Origin of the sequence: Brachybacterium sp. SGAir0954 (assembly GCF_005490785.1) — a bacterium.
GTDB classification, from domain to species: Bacteria; Actinomycetota; Actinomycetes; order Actinomycetales; family Dermabacteraceae; genus Brachybacterium; species Brachybacterium rhamnosum.
The window spans coordinates 1,400,384-1,419,491 of record NZ_CP027295.1 but is presented as its reverse complement, the minus strand read 5'-3'; the positions used below and the strand labels follow the sequence as shown (position 1 = coordinate 1,419,491).

Genomic DNA, 19,108 nt, shown 5'->3' with positions numbered 1-19,108 from the left:
CTACTCACAGTTTCAGCCCCCCACCCACTCCCGGGTAGCGGGGCAGCCTCACGAGACCGAGATCGTCAGGTCCCTGCCTTGATCCGTCTGCTTCCACGTCATCGTCACGTTCGACCAGTGGTAGGTCGCTCCTAACGTGCCGTCGACACCGAGACCCCCCGTGTAATCGCGGTCAGCGAGACCAGTGGCGTCCATCTCGGTGACGAAACACTGGCGGTTTAGTGCCGGCCATTCATCCCCCGGCAACGTGACCGAATGATCCTCCACGACCGCACCGTCCAGCGCACAGGCGGCGATAGCCGCCTCAAGGTCCGCGTCCGTGTACGTCTTCTCCGCGAGCTCCGTGGGCACCTCCGCCGGCCGAGCAGCGCCGAGCGCGTACCCACCTAAAAGCGCCCCACCACCGACGGCAAGACCAGCGATCAGCACCGCCGCCGAAATCCCCACCACCGCACCACTGCCGATCGTCACCGACTGGCCCATCCGGCACACCCCACTCCACACACAGCCACATCCATCCTCTCCACATCCATCCCCGGAAACTACCCCCTCGCCCCGCCCCTCACCAGAGGCGGGGCTTCTTCATGCCCCGGAAGGACCCCATGACCCGCACCCGCGCATCCGCACGCGCAGCCGGCGCACGCTTCGAACGCCAGATCGCCGACTGGCTCGCCCACCACCTCGACGACCGCATCGACCGCCGCGTCAAGACCGGCGCGAAAGACCGAGGCGACATCGGCGGGATCCGCCACCGCGGCCACCGCGTCGTCCTCGAACTCAAAGACACCGCCCGCACCGACCTCGCCGGATGGATCCACGAAGCCCACCTCGAAGCCGGCAACGACGACGCCGCAATCGGGGTCGTCGTCCACAAGCGCCGCGGCACCACCGACCCCGCCCAGCAATGGGTCCACATGACCCTCGCCGACCTCGCCTGGCTCCTCGGAGCCGACCACCCCACCTACGACGAATAGGAGGCGCTGTGCGCATCCGCAGCATCCGCCCCGAGTTCTGGTCCTCCGAGGACATCGCAGCGATGGACTGGACGACCCGGCTCGTGTTCATCGGTCTCTGGTCCTACGTCGACGACAACGGCGTCGGCCGGGACGTGGAGAAGCTCATCGTGGCCGACCTGTTCCCCCTCGAAGACGACCCTCGCGACACCCTCGCGACAGTCTCGCGAAGCCTCGCGAGGCTTTCCGAAGGCGGCCAGATCACTCGCTACACCCTCGAGGGACGCCCCTACCTCCACATCACCGCCTGGACGAAGCACCAACGCATCGACAAGGCCGCGAAGTCCCGCTACCCCCTCCCCACCAGCGACGACGCCGAACCTCGCGAGACCGTCGCGACACCCTCGCGAGACCTTCGCGAAGGGTCACCCATTGGAGAAGGGGAGAAGGGGAGAAGAGGAGAAGGGGAGAAGCACTCCCCTACGGGGAGTGAGGCGCGCAAGCGCGCCACCCCCCTCCCCGACGACTGGACACCCACCGATGCACACCGACTCCTCGCCGCAGAACGCAACGTCGACTGCGACCTCGAAGCCGAGAAGATGCGCGACTGGGCAGCAGGCAAGGGCGAAACCGGCAAGGACTGGGACGCCCGCTTCCGCAACTGGCTGCGCAACGCACGCCCCGACCGCAACAGCAGCCACCGCCCCAACCGCGACGTCGACTCCCGCGACGCCCTCGTCCAAGCCCACTACGACATGCAAGCCCTCGGAGGCACCCAGTGACCGACCCCCAACCCATCGGCAACCAGCTCGACACCACCCCCAACGCACCCACCGAGACCGTCCGCGCCGCCGACGGAACCCGCGGCGTCATCAAGTGGCAAGGCACCCCCGTCACCAGCGAATGGCTCACCCAGTACGTCAACGCCCTCATCGCCGCCCGCCTCGTCGAACCCTGGCAGCTCGGCGGCACCACCACCCAGACCGAGCAAGCCCGAGCCGCGAACCGCGACCGCCTCACCCAATGGCACCACGCCCTCGCCGGCCTCCCGAAGGAGGGCCTCGACGCCGCCCGCGACCACTTCCTCAAGCACGGCCTCGACGACAAACGCTGGCACCTCCGCCCCACCGACGTGTCCCGCTGGGTCAGAGCCCGAGCAGCACGCCGCATCCCCACCGGCCGCGAATGCCCCCGCCACCCCGACCAGTGGCAGCACGACTGCCGCAAGTGCTCCACACCCCTACCCCCAGCAGAAGCCAAACAGCGCATCGCCCAGATCCGCGCAGAGCTCGCCAAGCGCAAGAAGGAGACCCACCCATGACCACGTTCGAACAGATCGGCACCATGCGCGACCGACTCGAGAACATCCGCCAGTGGCGCGGCCAGCTCTCCGACGTCATGCTCACCATCACCGGCTACTCCATGGACCTCACCGGCATCCGCGGCACCACCGACCGGATCCCCGGCGGCGACGCCCTCGCCATGCTTGCCCCCTGGGCACCCGACGCCACCCACGGCGACGACCTCCCGCACCCGGATCAGGTCATCAAGGAGTGGAGCCACACTATTCACGACCACCACGGCACCGTCCCCCCAGCCCGAGCCACCTGGGCCGAGCACTGGCGCTACCTCTGGGACGAGACCCAACGCATCCTCGAGTCCCCCTGGGCCGAAGCCTGGACCGCAGACATCACCGCCCTCTGGTGGCGCCTCGCCCGCCTCACCGGCAACGCACCCGCCCCCGAACCGGAACCCCTCCGGTCCGTCGACGACGTGTGGGCGGCGCTCGAGCAGAATCCCGAGCACGAACTCACCCGCCGCGATCTCACCCATCTCGGGATCAACCCATCGACCCTCACGACATGGCGGCACCGTGGGAAGATCAGCGAGTCCACCCCCGGCCGCTACCGCGCCGGCGACATCCTCGACGCCAGGAGAACCGCATGAGCCTCGACCCCAAGTACCTCGAGACCGGGGACTTCGACCCGAAGCGGAACCCCATCGCGTACCAGCTCGCGCAGCGCCTGATCGATGTCAACCGCCCCGATGCTGCCGCTGTCGAGATCACCGAGCTCGCCGACGACATCATGCGCGCCGTCGCGGTGCTCGAGGACCAGATCGCCGACCTCCGGGGCACCCGCTCCAAGCCCTCCGACTCGCTGATCCACATCACCGAGTCGATCGACGAAGAGGTGCGTGCAGTCGACGACGAAGTGTGAGACACTGTTCGCGCACGTAGTGCGCCCAGAAGCCCTGAGACCTCACCGGTCCGGGGCTTTTCTCATGCCCCCGCTCGAGCACACCAGCTCGCGGGACGCGCGCGCAGGAAGACCCATCCACCCCAAGGGGAACCAGCGCAGCGCCAACCCGCCCCCCGCCCGAGGAGAGACAACCCCGGGCGGGGCCGGCGGGCCCAACGAACGGGGAGGTGCACATGCCCCGCGCCAAGCACCCATGCGCCGAAGCGGACTGCCCGACCCCCGTCCCGCACGGCACCCCCCGGTGCCCCACCCACACCCGCACACGAGACCGAGCACGAGGCACCAGGCAAGCACGCGGCTACGACCGCGACTACGACCGCACCCGCCAAGCCCTCGCCCCACTCGTAGCCACCGGACGTGCCACCTGCTGGCGGTGCGGCCACCCCATCACCGCAGACGAACCATGGAACCTCGGACACGACGACCACAACCGCGCCATCATCCGAGGCCCAGAACACGAGCACTGCAACCTCAGCGCAGCAGGCCAAGCCAGCCACCCGACACGCTGAACAGCACCGATGCACACGTCATGCGACACAGCGCAACGCTCTGACCTGCAGTGATGCAACTCTTCAAGCGACTCTCTTCAAGCGAACGCGCAGGTCACAGCGTTGTACCAACCTTGTACCGCAAGCCCCTGACCAGGGGGGATACCCCGACGGCGGCAGCACGCCGGACCGCCGGGGAGGTGTCTCGCAGTCCACAGACCTGAAAACATCGCCGGCCGCGGCCGTCCAGCACTCGAGGTGGAGGTGGTCGCCGTGGCAGTCACCGCACCGAAGGGGCTGGGCTCTCGAGGGCGCCGGCTGTGGCGGGAGATCACCGAGGAGCACGACCTCGATCCGATGCAGCGGGTGCTGCTCGAGGAGGCGTGCCGGTGCGCGGATCGTCTCGATCGGCTCGAGGAGAAGCTGTCTGGGCGTGAGGGTGCGTGGGCGCATCTGATGTCCCGGGTGGATCTCGACGACGAGGACACTCGGGTGATCGAGCTCCGTGTCGATGGGGCTCTCTCTGAGGCTCGGCAGCAGCAGAACGTGTTCAAGCAGCTCCTCGCCTCGCTGCGTCTGCCGGATGCGGCGGGTGTTCGGCCTCAGCAGCGTGGTGGCGGGCGTGGTTCGTACGCTCCGAAGACGTCGGGGACCTCGGCGTCGAAGGTCGTGAGTCTGGCGGACCGGTTCGGATGACCTGGAACTCTGATCCGGCGTTCGACCCGCTCGGCTTCGGCTTCCCGACACTCGGCTATGAGGCTGGGCTGTGGATCGAGGCGTACACCTGCCATGGTCCGGGCGATGTGCAGGGTGAGCCTGTGGTCCTGGATCGTGAGATGTGGGAGTTCCTGGCGCATGCGTACCGGATCCATCCGGAGACGGGCCGCCGCGTGATGGACGAGGCCGTGCTGTCGCGTCCGAAGGGGCGCGCGAAGTCGGAGGTGGCTGGGTTCATCGGCTGCTTCGAGGCGTTCGGGCCGGCGCGGTTCTCGCACTGGGATGAGAACGGTCAGCCTGTGGGCCGGAAGATCGTCTCCCCGTTCCTGAAGTGCCTGGCGACGGAGGAGTCGCAGGCGGGGAACACGTTCGCGAACATCGCGTTCATCGCCGGCGAATGGGGCCAGGAGCACCACCCTGACGTGTACACGCTGGACTCGCACCTGCGGAACTGGCAGACGTCGAGTGCCCTGTACCTCGAGGGTGGCGGCGAGATCCGTGCATCGACTTCGGGTGCCGCGTCGAAGGACGGCGGCAAGGAAACGTGGGCGTGCGCTGATGAGACGCACCTGTACACGCTCCGCGAGCTGAAGGCGATGTACGGGACGGTTCGACGGAACCTCGGCAAGCGCAAGGCTGCGGAGCCCTGGATGATGCAGACCTCGACGGCGTACCGGCCGGGTGAGGGATCGATCTTCGAGGAGACCCTCACGATGTGGCGGAAGCAGGAGCTCCCGCCCGAGGTGTGGGTCGATCACCGTGAGGCGAAGGGCAAGGTCGACATCGAGGACCACGACCACACGCTCCGGCAGCTGAAGTACGTGTACGGCGCTGCGTCCGAGTGGATGGACCTCGAGCGGATCTACCGGACGATGCGGGATGTCCGCTCGTGCCCTGACGAGGAGACGGCGGCCCGGTACTACCTGAACCGGCCGCTGTCCTCGAAGGACGCGTGGATCCCTGCGGCGATCGTGGAGCGTCAGGAGCGTGCGGAGGAGATCGTGCCGGGCGAGGAGATCTCCCTCGGCTTCGACGGTTCGCTGAACGACGACTCGACGGTCCTGATCGGCTCTCGCATGTCCGATGGCTACCTGTTCCCTCTGGGGATCTGGTCGAAGCCGTCGGGCCCTGCAGGCGCCTGGTGGGAGGTCCCTCGTGCTGACGTCCTGGCGACGATCCGTGAGGCGTTCGGCCGGTACAAGGTGTCCCGGGCGTACTTCGACCCGCACGAGTGGCGGTCCGACATCGATCAGCTCTCCGAGGAGTTCGGGGACGAGACGGTGATGGCGTGGGACACCTCGAGGTACACGGCGATCGGCGGCGCGCTGGATCGTCTGCGCACGGACCTGATGAACGGGTCGGTGTGGCACTCGGGTGATCCGGTGTTCATGGAGCACTTCCGGAACGCCTATGTGCGGCAGCGCGGCATCCATCGTCTGGTCCGCAAGGAGCACGACAAGTCCGACCGCAAGATCGACTCCGTCATGGGGGCGACGCTCGCGTACGAGGCGCGATTCGACGCGATCCAGGCTGGCTGGGGTGCCGCCGAAGACAACCGACTGATCTTCTTCCGATGAGGGGTGAGCATGGCTATCGACCTTGAGGTCACGCTAACTCTCGACCGCCTGATGATCCTCCGCGATCACCTGTGGACGCAGGATGAGCACCTGGACCGCTACTACAACGGCTCCCAGCGGCTCCGGCAGATGGGCCTCGCGGTCCCGCCGGCACTGCGATCGTTCGAGACGGCGGTGAACTGGCCTCGGCTGACCGTCGATGCGCTCGAGGCGCGGCTGGACGTGAAGACGTTCTACCTGCCGTCCGGCGAGCGGGCTGATGCTGTGCTCGAGGGCTGGGCGTACAACAACTTGGACTCGGAGTCGTCGCTCGCTCACATCGACGCGCTGGTCTACGGCCGTTCCTTCGTGTGCGTCGGGGCGAATCCGGAGGATCCGAAGCACCCGCTGGTCACGGTCGAGTCGCCTCGCGAGATCACGGCTGACATCGACCCGAAGACGCGCAGGATCACTCGTGCTCTGCGGGTGTACGGCGTCTCGGAGACGACTGGTCAGCCGATGCACGCAACGCTGTACGAGCCTGACGTGACGACCTGGTTCCAGCGCGATGAGAGCGGCGGCAAGTGGCGCGAGACCGGCCGCGATGACCATCGTCTCGGGCGGGTTCCGATCGTGATGCTGGTGAACCGGCGGCGCGCTGGCGACTTCCGCGGGGTCTCGGAGATGGCTGACGTGATCGGCCTGACCGATGCGGCCGCTCGAGCTCTCACCAACCTGCAGGTCGCTTCGGAGACGCATGCGATCCCCGCGCGTCATGTCGCCGGCATCTCGAAGGGCGACTTCGTCGGTGCTGATGGGCAGCCGTTGGCGGTGTGGGAGTCGTACTTCACCGCGATCATGGCGACGGCGAACAAGGACGCGAAGTTCGGGCAGTTCTCGGCGTCGGACCTCGCCAACTTCCACGACACCGTGAACCACTACGCGGGGCTCGTCGCGTCGGTGACGAAGATGCCGGCGACATACCTCGGCCTGACGACGTCGAATCCGGCGTCGGCTGATGCGATTCGCTCGGCTGAGGCGCCGCACGTGAAGCTCGCGGAGCGGAAGCAGCGTGCGTTCGGTGACGCCTGGGCATGGGTCGGCGCTCTCTACGAGCGGTTCCGCACTGGCGAGTGGACCGCGGGCAACGCGATCCGCACCGAGTGGCACGACGCGGCGACGCCGACCACGGCAGCGCGCGCCGATGCCATCGTGAAGCTCACGGGCGGCAAGCCCGTGCTGTCTGTCGAGGGCGCATGGGACGAGCTCGGCTGGTCCGAGGCCCGAAAGGGGACCGAGCGTGAGCGTTTCGATCAGGAGTCCCTGGACTACTTCCAGATCGCGGAGAAGCCGCTGAGCGTGGAGGTCACTGATGGGGCAGACGGTTCCTCGTGACGTCGCGAACCACTACTGGCGAGTGCAGTCGTACCAGCGTGACGCGCTGAGGGCTGCACTCGCCGCGTGGCGCGAAGTGTCCCCCTCGGCGATCTCGGAGACGTGGGAGCCGCTGCTCCCCGCGGTGACGGTCGCGGTGACGTCGGCGCAGATCAGCGCTGCCGAGTCGGCCGTGACGTCCTACCGGGACATGGCCGTGGCGACGGGGCAGTACCAGCTGCCTGCCGCATTCGTCGACCCGGAGTCGTTCGCCGGGACGTCGTCCGATGGCGGCGACCTCGAGGGCGCGCTCTACGTGCCGGCGATTCGCGCGAAGGCCGCGATCGCGTCGGGGACTGCGCCGGCGCCTGCTCTCCGTGCGGTGCGTGGCGAGTTCGAGAAGATCGTCCGGGGCCTCGTGTCCGATGCTGGGCGGAAGGCCGCGACGGCGCTCAACGCGACCCGCTTCACCGGCGGGTACACGCGGATGCTGAACCCGCCGTCGTGCTCCCGATGCGCGATCCTGGCGGGCCGCTGGTTCCGCTGGAACGACGGGTTCCAGCGGCACCCGCAGTGCGACTGCGTCCACATCCCCGCGAAGTCCCAGCAGTGGGCTCGCGACGAGGGGTTCGTGATGGACCCCTACGAATACTTCAACTCCCTGTCCGAGAAGGACCAGGGACGACTGTTCGGCACCGGGAACGCGCAGGCAATCCGCGACGGCGCGGACATCTTCCAGGTGCAGAACGCGCGGCGTGGCCGTGCGTCCGACGGGATGACGACCACGGCGTCAACGTCTCGCCGTCGAGGGATCTACCGCGGGAGCACCGCTCGACTCACACCTGACGGGATCTACGAGCGCGCCGGCGGCAACCGCGACGCGGCGCTTCGCCTCCTCGAGCAGCACCGCTACGTGCTCCCCGGTGGGCAGGATCCCGACGGCGTGATCCGAGGCCAGCGTGAGGGCTACGGGCAGATGGGCCGAGGCGGGAAGCGCGTCGGTGCCCGCTGGTCTGTCGAGCAGGCCCGGAGGACCGGCGTCCGGCACCCGATGTCCCGCGCGACGATGACCGCCGCCGAGCGGCACCGTTTCGACGCCGGCGCGAACTGGGACGCCGTCCGCGAAGGCCGGAACCCGTTCGGGCGGGGCCCGCTGACGGACGACATCCGACGCCGAGTGGAACGCGACTTCGAGGTCGTGGTCCTCGGCTTCTACGGCGGGCGAGCCCGCTGACCACATGAACCTCCCTGCTGGCGCGATGCCGGTGGGGCAACCGCCCCTGCGATGGGGGCCTGCAGTAGAAGGAGTGCCGTATGGCTGACGAGCAGACCACCGAGGCCCCCGAGGCCACCCAGGAGCAGCAGGGCGAGCCTGCGGAGCAGCTGGGCGAGGGTGGCAAGAAGGCTCTCGACGCGGAGCGGAAGCGTGCCGCTGATGCCGAGAAGCGCGTGAAGGCGCTCGAGGCGCAGCTCGAGGAGAAGGCGAACGCGTCGCTCTCCGAGGCGGAGCTGATGCAGAAGCAGATCGAGGCCCTGTCCGCGAAGTACGAGGCGGCGCAGCAGGCGTCGCTTCGTGACCGTGTCGCGGTGTCCGAGCAGATCCCCGAGGGGCTGATCGGGTACCTGACCGGGTCCACGGAGGACGACATCCGTGACTCCGCGAAGCAGCTCAAGGCGGCCATCGCTGAGGCCGCGAAGCCGGGCACTCCGGCCCCCGACCCGTCCCAGGGCGCCCATGGCGCCTCGAGCGGCGGATCGACCGCTGACAAGTTCGCTCAGTTCTTCGCTGAGCGCATCAACAACTAACCCTGGAAGGGGTCCCCCATGGCAGGCATCGACCTGAACCGCACCTCCGCCGGTGTGGCGTCCAACCTCCCCCGCGAGATCTCCCAGGAGATCTGGTCCACCGCTGTGGACAACTCCGTCTTCATGCAGGCCGCCCGCCAGATCAACATCCCGGGCACCGGCGTGACCATCCCGATCATCACCGGCGACGCCGAGGCCGACTGGGTGGCGGAGACCGCTGAGAAGCCCGTCTCCAACGCGACGGTCTCCTCGAAGGTGCTCACGCCCTACAAGCTGGCCGTCATCGAGCCCTTCTCCGACGAGTTCCGTCGCGACCTGCCCGGCCTGTACGCCGAGCTCGCGCGCCGCCTCCCGCTCGCGCTGGGCAAGAAGTTCGACCAGACCATCCTGGGCAGCACCGCCCCCGGCTCCGGCTTCGACGTCCTCGGCGGTTCCGCTGCCGTGGCCGTCGGCGGTGCCGACGTCGTCGACGACCTCGCGACCGTCCTGTCGACCGTCGCGGCGGCCGGCGGCGACCTGTCGCACTGGCTCGTGTCCCCGCAGCTCGAGGGCACCGTCATGACCGCGAAGGACGGCCAGGGCAACTACGCCTTCCTCCGCGACGCCCGCACCGACTCCGGTGCGATCGGCTCGATCTTCGGCCGCGACGTGCTGAAGACCTCCGCCGTGTTCGACGGCACCGCCACCCCCGACGTCACCGGCATCGCCGGCGACTTCGCGCGCTCCGCGATCTGGGGCTCCGTCGAGGGCATCAAGGTCGGCATCTCGGACCAGGCCACGATCAACCGTGGCGGCACCCAGATCAACCTCTGGCAGCGCAACATGTTCGCGATCCGCGCTGAGGTCGAGATCGGCTTCATCGTCCGCGATCCCGCCCACTTCGTGAAGCTGACCGCGGACGCCGCGTGATCCAGCTGATCAACAGCGGCACGGGGAAGCTGGTCAATGTCCCCGAGGAGCTGGTCGAGCGCTTCCTGGCGGCGGGGTTCAAGCGCCCCGCCGCCGAGGAGCGGCCCGCTCCTACGTCCCGTCGGCGGAAGACCTCCACCGACTCCGAGTGAAGGGGTGAGTGCCCATGAGCATGCCGGACAACCTGGTCACGCTCGAGGACGTGCGAGAGCGCTTCTTCCGGGCACTCACTCCCGACGAGGAGCGCGTGATCCCCGCCTGGCTGTCTGACGCCTGGGACGAGCTGATGGACCTCCCGTACCTGCGCCTTACCGAGCGGCTCGCGGAGCCGCCTGAGGAGGGGCTCCTGGAACGGGTGGGGCGGGTTATCCGCTCTGCAGTCCTCCGGCGTCTGCAGAACCCGCAGGGCCGCCGGCAGTTCTCCTACACCGTCGACGACGCGACCGTCTCCGAGACGCTCGCGTCGGAGACGCTGTCGGGCGCCTGGTTCACGGACGACGAACTCGCCAAGCTCGAGCCCGCTGGGTTCGCCTCGGATGCGTTCACGATCCGCACCGACGCCGGCCTCCCCGGCCCCATCGCGCCTCTGCCTCCCCCGACGGATGAGTGGTACCCGTGGACTTCTCTCTGAGGATCGCTGAGGCCACCATCCGGGGGCAGCAGCTCGCCGAGTCGCTGATGGTCGATGAGCTCCGCCTTGATCGGCCGACCGGCCGCACCGTCCGAGTCGATGGGGACACGGTCCCTGAGATGGAGACGGTGTGGTCGGGCCGGGGGAAGGTCCAGTCGCAGCAGTCGTACCCGTCTCAGCCGGAGTCCGGCGGCGGCACCAGCACCCTCGCGACGTTCGAGGTGCACATCCCCGCGTCGGAGACCGTCACGGTGCTCGTCGATGACGTGTTCGTCGTCGACAGCTCTCGTGACGGGAACCTCGCGGGGGCACGGTTCCGGGTCCGCGTGGATCCGGTGAAGTCGTGGCGCACTGCTCGCCGATTCAACTGCGAGGAGATCGTGGCATGAGCATCGACGTGAGCGAGGTTCGGCGGCTCGCCACCGACCTCGGGAAGGCCCCTCGAGCTGTCGTCAGCGAGGCGGAGAAGGTGCTCGAGAAGGGCGCCCTCAACGTCAAGAGACGAATGGCGGAGGACGCGAAGCAACTCACCGGCTCCGCCCGCCACTTCCACGGCTCAATCTCCTACGACCCCACGCCGGGAGCGGGGGTCGGCTACGAGGTCGGACCGGACAAGGAGCGGATGCAGGGCGCCCTCGGCAACCTGCTCTACTTCGGGTCCCGGAAGAACGCCCCCGTCCTCGACGTCGAGGCGGGCCTCGCCGACGAGGAGCCTCGCCTCGTCACGGCGATGGAGCAGATGCTCGAGAAGGTGATGCGCGGTGCTTGAGCAGATCAAGGCGCTCCTCGAGGAGACCCAGCCGCGCGTCTACGGCACCGGCGACGTCCCGAACAAGGCGCGACTCCCCTACCTGCTGGTGTACACGCTTCAGCCCACGCAGATCCGGTCGCTCTCTCGCGAGGAGGGGGCGCGTCGGTTCCGGTTCGGCGTCACGGTCGTGGACCTCGGCGCTCAGTACATCGAGGCCGACGCGGACACGGTCGAGCAGGTCCTCGAGGGGTCTCGTGTGCTCGACGGCCTGTCGCGCATCGAGCTCGTCTCGCGGGGCCCAGTGCGTCGCGAGCCGGAGGTCACGAGCGACGGCCAGGAGTACACGACCCTGCCGTTGCACTTCACCGTCACGATCCCGAAGGGGGCTGCATGAGGTACGTCCGTGTCCGCACGGAGGTGGGGCACGAGATCTCCACCCCCGAGAACGACCCGTTCATCGAGAGCGGGCGGTTCAAGCTCGTCGGTCGGAAGAAGCCGACGAGCATTCCACTCCCCCCGAAGTTCAAGAAGACCTTGCCGCCGGCTGGTGGCGACACCCCTGATGAGGAGGCGTAATGCCCAACGCGATTCCCGCTACCCCGGCCGACGGCAATGTGAAGGTGGTCATCGCGACCGCTGTCGCCGGCGACATCCCCACCCTGGCTGAGCTCACGGCCGCGGTCGACATCTCCTGCTACCTGACGGCGGACGGCTTCGCCTACGCGGTCGAGCAGGCGGCGATCACCGATGAGCGCCTCTGCTCGACGGAGACGTTCAACCTGCCGGGCCGGAAGACGACCACGCTGGCGCTGACCGGCATCGACAACACGAACTCGCCGCTCGAGGACGAGTACAACGAGATGGCGGACACGCTCACCGAGGGTGCGCAGCGGTACGCCGTGTACCGCTCCGGTCTACCGTACGACGCACCGTTCGCGGCCGGCCAGAAGGTCCGCGTGATCCCGTTCCTGACGGGCGTGAAGACGGAGATCGCCCCGGAGGCGAACTCGGTGCTCCGCTCCACCTGGGCGACGTTCCCGAACGGCCCGTCGCAGCTGGTCACCCTCGCGGCCTGACCACTTCCGCATGTCCCAGGGGCTCCCATGAGGGGCCCCTTCTTCATGCCCACATTCGGGTGGGCGGGGCGTCCCCCTACGCGCCCCGCCCACCGTCATGCCGCCGTAGGGGAAGGAGTAGGGGAACCATGGAACTCAAGATCAACCGCCCCACGAAGGGCGTCGAGCTGTGCCTCGACCTCGAGAAGCGATCCCAGTGGGAGACGCTCGAGGCGCGCCGCACCGAGCTCGCGAAGGACCCCACGATCGACCAGCGCCTCAGCGGCGGCCCGGTCACTGAGGTCGCCCGCGAGATCACGCAGCTCGAGAAGGAGATGGCGGCCGCGACCGTCACCTTCACGCTGACGGCCCTGTCTCACCGCGAGTGGTCCCGCTTCAAGACGGAGCACCCGCCGCGGAAGGGCGACAAGGGCGACGAGGCGCTCGGCTTCAACGAGGAGACGATCTTCGACGCGGTCATCCCCGTCTCCATCGTCTCCGTCGCCGGCCCCGATGGTGAGCCCGTCGAGTGGGCCCCGGAGAAGTGGGCGCCCCTCGCCGACGAGATGACGACCGGGCAGTACGGCGACTTCAAGCGCGCCGCGTTCGGCCTGAACCTCGGGGAGGCGGCGGCTCGCCTCCCAAAATCGCTGGGCGCGTCGCTGGTGATGGCGCGCTCCGACGAGAGCTGAAGGCAGCTCGCACGCTCGGTGTCTCGCTGAAGCGGTTCCAGGGGTGGGAGCCGGTGACGACGTCCACCACGGTCGACGGGGTCACGACCACGACCCGTGAGGTCGAGTGGGATGACGAGCAGCGTGACTGGATGGTCGCGCTGGCAGCGTGGGAGGACGCGCTCTGCCCCGTGTGTGGCGGTCCGATCGATGAGTGCCAGTCACCGGAGGCGGAGTTCGCCTGGAAGGGCGCTCCGCCGGTCCGCTGTCACCGGACGGACGCAATGCTCATGTGGCAGGAGAAGGCCGCCGACTACAAGCGCCCGAAGGCGCTGCTGTGGCGCGCCGTCAAGCGCGAGTAGCGCTCTCGTCCCCCTCATCCCACCGACCACGTTCTTGCCACTGCCCGCAGAGGCGATTCGCATGTGAAGGAGGCAGGGATGGCAGACCGCTCGGTGAAGGTCCGGCTCGAGGCTGACGTGCAGGGCTTCGTCGCGAAGATGAAGACCGCTCAGCAGTCGGTCGCTGACTTCGCGAAGCGCTCCGGTGAGCAGGGCGGGAAGGCGCTCGACTGGGTCGGGAACCACAAGGACTCGATCAACGACGTGTCCAACGGCTTCCTCGGTGCCGGCGCGGTGCTGACGGGCTTCGCGGGCATCGCGGTCAAGTCCGCTGCCGACTTCGACTCGGCGATGTCGTCGGTGCAGGCCGCCACGATGGCGCCCAAGGCCGAGATGGACCAGCTCCGTCAGGCTGCCCTCGACGCCGGCGCGGACACGAAGTACAGCGCCACCGAGGCTGCCGGCGCGATCGAGGAGCTCGCGAAGGCCGGCGTCTCGACGGCGGACATCCTCAACGGTGGCCTCTCGGGCGCTCTGGACCTCGCCGCGTCCGACAACATCGAGGTCGCTGACGCCGCCGAGATCGCGTCGTCCGCGATGACCCAGTTCGGTCTCGCTGGCGAGGACGTCACGCACATCGCCGACCTCCTCGCCGCGGGTGCGGGTAAGGCGCAGGGCGGTGTGCAGGACCTCGGCTACGCCCTGCAGCAGGGTGGCCTCGTCGCCTCCCAGATGGGCCTCTCCATTGAGGAGACCGTCGGCGGTCTGACCGCCTTCGCCTCCGCTGGCCTCATGGGCTCCGACGCCGGCACGTCATTCAAGACGATGCTGCAGCGGCTCGCGAACCCGTCCGAGAAGGCCGCCCAGCAGATGTCCGACCTGGGCATCAACGCGTACGACGCGCAGGGCAACTTCGTGGGCCTCGCCGAGTTCTCTGGCCAGCTGCAGACCGCCATGCAGGACCTCACCCCCGAGGCCCGGAACGCGGCGATGTCGATCATCTTCGGCTCCGACGCGATCCGTGGCGCGAACGTCCTCTACTCCGAGGGCGAGGCCGGGATCCGCGACTGGATCACCGCCGTCGACGACCAGGGCTTCGCCGCCGAGCAGGCCTCCACGCGCATGGACAACCTCGCCGGCGACCTCGAGCAGATGCGTGGCGCGCTCGAGACCGCGTTCATCGGCGCGGGCGACGGCGCGGACTCGGTCCTGCGTCCCCTGGTGCAGACCATCACGAACCTCATCGACGCGTTCAACGGCCTGCCGGACGCCGCGAAGCAGGCCCTCGGGACGGGGACCGGCATCGCCGGTCTCTCGCTCCTCGCGATCGGTGGACTCGGCAAGGCGCTCAACTCGGTCGCGGACCTCAAGGGGTCCCTCAAAGATCTCGGCATCGCGACCGAGGGTGTCGGCCGGAAGATGAAGCTGCTGGGCGCCGCGACCGTCGCGGGCCTCGCGATCACTGGCCTCACCATGGCGATCGGTGCGTACTTCGAGTCCGTCGCCGAGGCGCAGGGCCGCACCGACGAGCTAGCCGACTCGCTCGACAAGCTGACCGGTGAGGCCACCAGTGCCACATCGGAGACGATCATCTCCCAGCTGTCGGACCAGCTCGACGAGGGTGACTGGGAGGCGCTCGAGAAGATCGGCCTCTCCCAGGCTGACCTCGCCGCAGCGGTCCTTGAGGGCGGCGACGCCTACGAGGCGGCGAAGTCGAAGCTCGACGAGTACGCCCTCGCGCAGGATGGCGTGACCGCGTCCGGGCAGAACGCCGAGGCGGCGTACGCGAAGGCTTCCGATGCGATCGCGGAGCAGAACGCAGCCCTCGAGGAGGGCCGGGACAAGGCGCAGCAGAACGCGGCCGCACAGGAAGAACTCGCGGGCAGTTCGGAGATGTCCGCTGAGGCGCAGCAGGCGCTTCAGGGCGCGATCGAGGAGACCGGAGTGTCCCTCGACGGCGTCATCGAGGACATGGAAACGTTCCTCGAGCTGCTCTTCGCGACGGGCCTGGCGACCATGTCGACCCGTGATGCGCAGTCCGCGTACCAGGAGTCGATCGCTGGGGTCTCCGACACGATCAAGGCGATCCAGGAGGACATGGGCGGCCTCGGTGAGGCGCTCAACGAGAGCCGCACCGACTTCGACCTGACGACCGAGGCGGGCCGTGAGGCGAACGGTGCCTTCCAGGACATCGCGCAGTCGGGCTTCGACGTCGCCACGGCGATGGGTGAGGCCGGCGCGTCCCAGGAGGAGATCCAGGGTTCCCTGCAGGGCACCTACAACTCGCTTGTCTCCGCAGCGGGGCAGTTCGGCATCACTGGAAAGGCCGCTGAGGACCTCGCACGCGAAGTGCTCGGCATCCCTGACGGCGTGTCGATCGAGTCGTGGATGTCGAGCGCAGCTGAGGAGCAGGCGCACCAGACGTCGCGGGCTGTCGATGGCATCGACCGCACGGTGACGGTGACGACGATCTTCGTGACGAAGGGGTCGCCGCCGAAGGTGTCCCCGAACGGGACGCGGACCGCGACGGTCTACGCCGACGGCGGCGTCAGCCTCCCCCGGGTGAAGGCGTTCGCGTCCGGCGCGGAGAACCATGTCGCGCAGATAGCTCCGGCGGGGGCGTGGCGCTTGTGGGCTGAGCCGGAGACCGGCGGCGAGGCGTACATCCCGCTCTCGAGCGCGAAGCGTGGCCGGTCCACGGCGATCCTCTCGGACGTCGCGTCCCGCTTCGGCTACCAGCTCATGCAGGCCGCGGATGGTCTCGTGCTGCCCTACCAGCCCCGGCAGAACGCCATGGCGGGCGCTACGCAGGCGCGGGCGTCGATGACGTACGCGCCGACGATCAACGGCTCCGATCCGCAGGAGGTGGCCGAGATCAGCTATCAGAAGTTCCAGCACTGGACCGTCACCGAGTCCACTGGTTACAGGGGGGCGTGATGACGGAGTGGCGACAGCCTGTCGTGCTCGAGTGGAGCCGGGCCCGCACCGACCAGGGCATCGACATCGACTGGTCGGGCATCACCTACTCGTCCAGGCACCTCCGGGGTGAGTTCCCCCGTTGGAGCATCGAGGACACGAACTGGTGGGACGGCACCGCGGAGGACACCGAGACCATGCGGGCCCTCCGGGGCGAGATGGATCTGGTCGAGCACTACCCGTCCCGGATGGTCTCGTGGTCGGGGAAGCTCTACACCTGGACCTACGACGAGCTGCTCGAGCAGATGCAGGACTTCCAGGCGGCGCAGGGGAAGTCGCTGAGGGTGTGGGAAGCAGGCTTCGGCCGGCAGGCCTCATGTAGGAAGTCGGCCGCGAGTATCACCCCGCTCACGGACCGCATCGCGACGTACACGGTGACGGTGGTGCTTCCTGACCCGCTGATCCACTCGATCGACGAGCTCGAGCTGAACCAGTCGGTGAGCGTGAGGAACGCGGGGAACACGCGTTCCTACCCGCGGGTGACGGTGGTCGGACCGACGGCGGCGGGTCCTAAGGTGACGATCGGCTCCTGGTCCACCACCGCGCAGCGCGCGCTCGTTGATGGGGAGACGTTCATCGTCGATACCCGGCAGCAGGATCTCTTCATCGGCGGCTCGAGGGTCTTTCCGATCCTGACGGACTTCGGGTCGATCTCGACGGGTGACACCGTCACCATCAGTACGGACCGCGGGACCGGCACGGTGGAGGGGGTCTCGGCGTGGATCTGAAAGCGTGGATCGTCGAGGCCACCACGGGTGACGTCGTCACGCAGGTGCTCCTCACGCGCGGATCGTCGGCGGAATCGATGATCGGCGGCGGCAGCCTCCGCGCGGAGGTGATCCTCGCCGGGTACACGAACTCGAATGGGGACCGTGACTCGGGCGCCATCGCGACGGTCCTCGGGCTCGTCACCGGCGGTCGGCACACCCTCCTCCTCACCGACGGCACGACCGTCGTCGGTGAGTGGCTGATGTGGACTCACGAGCGGGACCACGATGCGGTCACAGTGCCCGTGACTGGTTTCGAGTGGGAGAAGTACCCGCAGTACCGGTCGAACCATCAGAACTACAGGTACAAGAACGTCGACGCGGGCACGATCCACCGGAACGCCCTGTTCGACGCGTACAACACGTTCCAGCCCGGGTCCGCGCAGATGGTCGTCACGCCCGCGCCCTCCTTCGGGAAGACGATGGAGATGAACACCCCCGTGCGCACGGCGTACTACTCGGACATCCTCGAGGACATCGACGCGCTCGGCATCGCCGAGTGGCGGGTCGTGCCGACGGCGACATGGTCGAGCGGCGTGCCGGTGAAGGTGACCCGCACGGTCACCTACCAGAAGCCGATCATCTCGAGCTCGCACTCCGACCGTCTCGTGAAGGTGGGCGACGGACGCCGAGGCGGGAACATCATCGCCTTCACCCGGTCCCACGACTACTCGCGGCTCATCCAGTCCGCGTTCGGGTGGGGTGCGGGCAAGGGTGGCAAGCAGCGCTTCGCCATGTCCCAGGAGTTCTCGTGGACTGGCCGGGGCTACATCGCCACCACACGGAACTTCCGCTTCCAGGGTGAGTACAAGAACGCACAGCTGCAGGCGAAGACCGACGCGGCCCTCGCCGCCGGCCAGGATCCGTGGGAGACCACCCAGGCGACGCTCGACACGCGCCGCATGGGCACCCTCCCGCGGATCGGCGGCGTCCACGACGTCACCGTCCAGCCCTCCTGGACATACCCCAACGGCGGCTCCTGGCGGATGCGGGTCGGGCAGATCACCTGGACCTACGGCAGCCCCTTCGTGGGCGTGCAGATGGAGGAGGTCTGATGGTCTGGCAGCCACGCGTCACAGTCGGCGACGACCTCGCCCGCCTGCACGAGTCGTCTCGTGCCGCGGACATGTCCCGCGACCTCGGCTACTCCTCCATCTCCATGGGCGAGGGGTCCCTGGACCTGATCGTCGGCGACGACGCGGAGAACACGCGTGTCGTCCTCGGCGACCAGTCGGACGGCCGCTTCGGCATCGGCCTCTGGCACCGCGGCGGCATGAAGTACCTCCCCGACGTGCTCGAGGACGCCGAGGACCGGATCACCGGCACCGAGAACAAGAACACCCAGCAGGACGGGCGCCTCGACGGACACGACGATGACGTGGACCGGATCGACGCGAAGAACGGTGAGCAGGATGGCCGGCTCACTGGGGCCGAGGGGCGTCTCGGATCGGCCGAGGGGCGGCTCGACGGCGTCGAGGGCCGCATGGGCGAGGCGGAGGGCCGCCTCGACGGGCACGCGACCCGCCTCGGTGCCGTCGAGGGACGCAACGCGACGCAGGACAACCGTCTCGGCAACCACGACTCGGCCCTGTCCTCCCAAAGCTCGCGGATCACGGACGCACAGTCCGACGCCGACGCGGCCATGGCTCAGGCGGACACGGCGAAGAACCGCGCTGACGACGCGTGGACCCTCGCGAACGGCAAGCCCTCGCGGGACTACGTCGACAACCTGAACGAGAACCTGAACGACAAGCTCGACGCCCGGGTCGCGCAGCTCATGACCGCGATCCGCCTCGTCGCATCCAGGTCCGAGCAGCCCGACCCCTTCCTGTAGAAGCCCCTCAACCATCAG

25 protein-coding genes are annotated in these 19,108 nt (G+C 68.4%); 24 read left to right on the top strand and 1 reads right to left on the bottom strand.

The genetic code is table 11. The features are described 5' to 3' along the window. Positions 1–48: 48 nt before the first annotated feature. Positions 49–483, bottom strand: coding sequence for a hypothetical protein (locus C1N80_RS06245; protein ID WP_137769994.1), 435 nt, complete (start codon positions 481–483; stop codon positions 49–51). Positions 484–602: 119 nt separating this feature from the next. Here C1N80_RS06245 and C1N80_RS06240 point away from each other — a divergent pair, with 119 nt between their 5' ends. From C1N80_RS06240 to C1N80_RS06130, 24 genes are all read left to right on the top strand, one after another. Beyond that, on the top strand, positions 603–974 hold the full coding sequence (locus C1N80_RS06240) for a hypothetical protein (protein WP_137769993.1): 372 nt from the start codon (positions 603–605) through the stop codon (positions 972–974). Between the two features lie 8 nt (positions 975–982). After that, complete coding sequence (locus tag C1N80_RS06235; RefSeq protein ID WP_137769992.1) at positions 983–1,735, top strand: hypothetical protein; 753 nt, start codon at positions 983–985, stop codon at positions 1,733–1,735. After that, positions 1,732–2,274 carry a hypothetical protein gene (locus C1N80_RS06230; protein ID WP_137769991.1) on the top strand — a complete coding sequence of 181 codons (543 nt, stop codon included), beginning with the start codon at positions 1,732–1,734 and terminating at the stop codon, positions 2,272–2,274. The genes C1N80_RS06235 and C1N80_RS06230 overlap by 4 nt, the downstream gene beginning before the upstream one ends. After that, positions 2,271–2,900 (top strand): hypothetical protein, encoded by a 630-nt coding sequence (locus C1N80_RS06225; RefSeq protein WP_137769990.1) that lies wholly within the window; start codon positions 2,271–2,273, stop codon positions 2,898–2,900. Before C1N80_RS06230 ends, C1N80_RS06225 begins: the two co-directional genes overlap by 4 nt. Beyond that, positions 2,897–3,172, top strand: coding sequence for a hypothetical protein (locus C1N80_RS06220; RefSeq protein ID WP_137769989.1), 276 nt, complete (start codon positions 2,897–2,899; stop codon positions 3,170–3,172). The genes C1N80_RS06225 and C1N80_RS06220 overlap by 4 nt, the downstream gene beginning before the upstream one ends. Before the next feature lie 803 nt (positions 3,173–3,975). Then, entirely contained in the window at positions 3,976–4,398 is a 423-nt protein-coding gene (locus tag C1N80_RS06215) for a hypothetical protein (protein ID WP_137769988.1), read from the top strand. Continuing rightward, a complete protein-coding gene (locus tag C1N80_RS06210) occupies positions 4,395–5,996 on the top strand; it encodes a hypothetical protein (RefSeq protein WP_137769987.1) in 1,602 nt (533 codons plus the stop codon). The genes C1N80_RS06215 and C1N80_RS06210 overlap by 4 nt, the downstream gene beginning before the upstream one ends. 9 nt (positions 5,997–6,005) lie before the next feature. Then, positions 6,006–7,370, top strand: coding sequence for a phage portal protein (locus C1N80_RS06205; protein WP_137769986.1), 1,365 nt, complete (start codon positions 6,006–6,008; stop codon positions 7,368–7,370). Between the two features lie 124 nt (positions 7,371–7,494). Then, a complete protein-coding gene (locus C1N80_RS06200) occupies positions 7,495–8,583 on the top strand; it encodes a hypothetical protein (RefSeq protein ID WP_137769985.1) in 1,089 nt (362 codons plus the stop codon). Positions 8,584–8,663: 80 nt separating this feature from the next. Then, positions 8,664–9,155: a hypothetical protein gene (locus C1N80_RS06195; protein WP_137769984.1), complete on the top strand. Its 492-nt coding sequence runs from the start codon at positions 8,664–8,666 to the stop codon at positions 9,153–9,155. Positions 9,156–9,173: 18 nt separating this feature from the next. After that, a complete protein-coding gene (locus C1N80_RS06190) occupies positions 9,174–10,064 on the top strand; it encodes a phage major capsid protein (protein ID WP_137769983.1) in 891 nt (296 codons plus the stop codon). Continuing rightward, the gene (locus C1N80_RS15435; RefSeq protein WP_168198035.1) at positions 10,061–10,216 is read left to right on the top strand and encodes a hypothetical protein; all 156 of its coding nucleotides are present in this window, start codon (positions 10,061–10,063) and stop codon (positions 10,214–10,216) included. Before C1N80_RS06190 ends, C1N80_RS15435 begins: the two co-directional genes overlap by 4 nt. Before the next feature lie 14 nt (positions 10,217–10,230). Next, positions 10,231–10,695 carry a hypothetical protein gene (locus C1N80_RS06185; RefSeq protein ID WP_137769982.1) on the top strand — a complete coding sequence of 155 codons (465 nt, stop codon included), beginning with the start codon at positions 10,231–10,233 and terminating at the stop codon, positions 10,693–10,695. Next, positions 10,671–11,084 carry a DUF6093 family protein gene (locus C1N80_RS06180; protein ID WP_137769981.1) on the top strand — a complete coding sequence of 138 codons (414 nt, stop codon included), beginning with the start codon at positions 10,671–10,673 and terminating at the stop codon, positions 11,082–11,084. The genes C1N80_RS06185 and C1N80_RS06180 overlap by 25 nt, the downstream gene beginning before the upstream one ends. After that, complete coding sequence (locus C1N80_RS06175; protein ID WP_137769980.1) at positions 11,081–11,464, top strand: hypothetical protein; 384 nt, start codon at positions 11,081–11,083, stop codon at positions 11,462–11,464. The genes C1N80_RS06180 and C1N80_RS06175 overlap by 4 nt, the downstream gene beginning before the upstream one ends. After that, positions 11,457–11,840 carry a hypothetical protein gene (locus C1N80_RS06170; RefSeq protein ID WP_137769979.1) on the top strand — a complete coding sequence of 128 codons (384 nt, stop codon included), beginning with the start codon at positions 11,457–11,459 and terminating at the stop codon, positions 11,838–11,840. The genes C1N80_RS06175 and C1N80_RS06170 overlap by 8 nt, the downstream gene beginning before the upstream one ends. Further along, on the top strand, positions 11,837–12,022 hold the full coding sequence (locus C1N80_RS06165; RefSeq protein ID WP_137769978.1) for a hypothetical protein: 186 nt from the start codon (positions 11,837–11,839) through the stop codon (positions 12,020–12,022). Before C1N80_RS06170 ends, C1N80_RS06165 begins: the two co-directional genes overlap by 4 nt. Next, a complete protein-coding gene (locus tag C1N80_RS06160; RefSeq protein WP_137769977.1) occupies positions 12,022–12,522 on the top strand; it encodes a hypothetical protein in 501 nt (166 codons plus the stop codon). Before C1N80_RS06165 ends, C1N80_RS06160 begins: the two co-directional genes overlap by 1 nt. Before the next feature lie 128 nt (positions 12,523–12,650). Further along, positions 12,651–13,193 (top strand): hypothetical protein, encoded by a 543-nt coding sequence (locus C1N80_RS06155; protein WP_137769976.1) that lies wholly within the window; start codon positions 12,651–12,653, stop codon positions 13,191–13,193. Positions 13,194–13,246: 53 nt separating this feature from the next. After that, entirely contained in the window at positions 13,247–13,534 is a 288-nt protein-coding gene (locus C1N80_RS06150) for a hypothetical protein (protein WP_137769975.1), read from the top strand. Between the two features lie 78 nt (positions 13,535–13,612). Next, a complete protein-coding gene (locus C1N80_RS06145) occupies positions 13,613–16,450 on the top strand; it encodes a phage tail tape measure protein (RefSeq protein ID WP_137769974.1) in 2,838 nt (945 codons plus the stop codon). Beyond that, positions 16,450–17,217 (top strand): hypothetical protein, encoded by a 768-nt coding sequence (locus C1N80_RS06140; protein WP_137769973.1) that lies wholly within the window; start codon positions 16,450–16,452, stop codon positions 17,215–17,217. Before C1N80_RS06145 ends, C1N80_RS06140 begins: the two co-directional genes overlap by 1 nt. Beyond that, positions 17,208–18,311 carry a hypothetical protein gene (locus tag C1N80_RS06135; RefSeq protein ID WP_137769972.1) on the top strand — a complete coding sequence of 368 codons (1,104 nt, stop codon included), beginning with the start codon at positions 17,208–17,210 and terminating at the stop codon, positions 18,309–18,311. Before C1N80_RS06140 ends, C1N80_RS06135 begins: the two co-directional genes overlap by 10 nt. Beyond that, positions 18,311–19,090 carry a hypothetical protein gene (locus C1N80_RS06130; protein WP_137769971.1) on the top strand — a complete coding sequence of 260 codons (780 nt, stop codon included), beginning with the start codon at positions 18,311–18,313 and terminating at the stop codon, positions 19,088–19,090. Before C1N80_RS06135 ends, C1N80_RS06130 begins: the two co-directional genes overlap by 1 nt. Positions 19,091–19,108: the final 18 nt, after the last annotated feature.

Excerpts from the sequence above, each read along its gene's own strand:
- C1N80_RS06245 (WP_137769994.1), bottom strand. The coding sequence starts at position 483 with ATGGGCCAGTCGGTGACGATCGGCAGTGGTGCGGTGGTGGGGATTTCG.
- C1N80_RS06240 (WP_137769993.1), top strand. The coding sequence starts at position 603 with ATGACCCGCACCCGCGCATCCGCACGCGCAGCCGGCGCACGCTTCGAA.
- C1N80_RS06225 (WP_137769990.1), top strand. The coding sequence starts at position 2,271 with ATGACCACGTTCGAACAGATCGGCACCATGCGCGACCGACTCGAGAAC.
- C1N80_RS06220 (WP_137769989.1), top strand. The coding sequence starts at position 2,897 with ATGAGCCTCGACCCCAAGTACCTCGAGACCGGGGACTTCGACCCGAAG.
- C1N80_RS06210 (WP_137769987.1), top strand. The coding sequence starts at position 4,395 with ATGACCTGGAACTCTGATCCGGCGTTCGACCCGCTCGGCTTCGGCTTC.
- C1N80_RS06205 (WP_137769986.1), top strand. The coding sequence starts at position 6,006 with ATGGCTATCGACCTTGAGGTCACGCTAACTCTCGACCGCCTGATGATC.
- C1N80_RS06195 (WP_137769984.1), top strand. The coding sequence starts at position 8,664 with ATGGCTGACGAGCAGACCACCGAGGCCCCCGAGGCCACCCAGGAGCAG.
- C1N80_RS06190 (WP_137769983.1), top strand. The coding sequence starts at position 9,174 with ATGGCAGGCATCGACCTGAACCGCACCTCCGCCGGTGTGGCGTCCAAC.
- C1N80_RS06185 (WP_137769982.1), top strand. The coding sequence starts at position 10,231 with ATGAGCATGCCGGACAACCTGGTCACGCTCGAGGACGTGCGAGAGCGC.
- C1N80_RS06175 (WP_137769980.1), top strand. The coding sequence starts at position 11,081 with ATGAGCATCGACGTGAGCGAGGTTCGGCGGCTCGCCACCGACCTCGGG.
- C1N80_RS06165 (WP_137769978.1), top strand. The coding sequence starts at position 11,837 with ATGAGGTACGTCCGTGTCCGCACGGAGGTGGGGCACGAGATCTCCACC.
- C1N80_RS06160 (WP_137769977.1), top strand. The coding sequence starts at position 12,022 with ATGCCCAACGCGATTCCCGCTACCCCGGCCGACGGCAATGTGAAGGTG.
- C1N80_RS06155 (WP_137769976.1), top strand. The coding sequence starts at position 12,651 with ATGGAACTCAAGATCAACCGCCCCACGAAGGGCGTCGAGCTGTGCCTC.
- C1N80_RS06145 (WP_137769974.1), top strand. The coding sequence starts at position 13,613 with ATGGCAGACCGCTCGGTGAAGGTCCGGCTCGAGGCTGACGTGCAGGGC.
- C1N80_RS06140 (WP_137769973.1), top strand. The coding sequence starts at position 16,450 with ATGACGGAGTGGCGACAGCCTGTCGTGCTCGAGTGGAGCCGGGCCCGC.
- C1N80_RS06130 (WP_137769971.1), top strand. The coding sequence starts at position 18,311 with ATGGTCTGGCAGCCACGCGTCACAGTCGGCGACGACCTCGCCCGCCTG.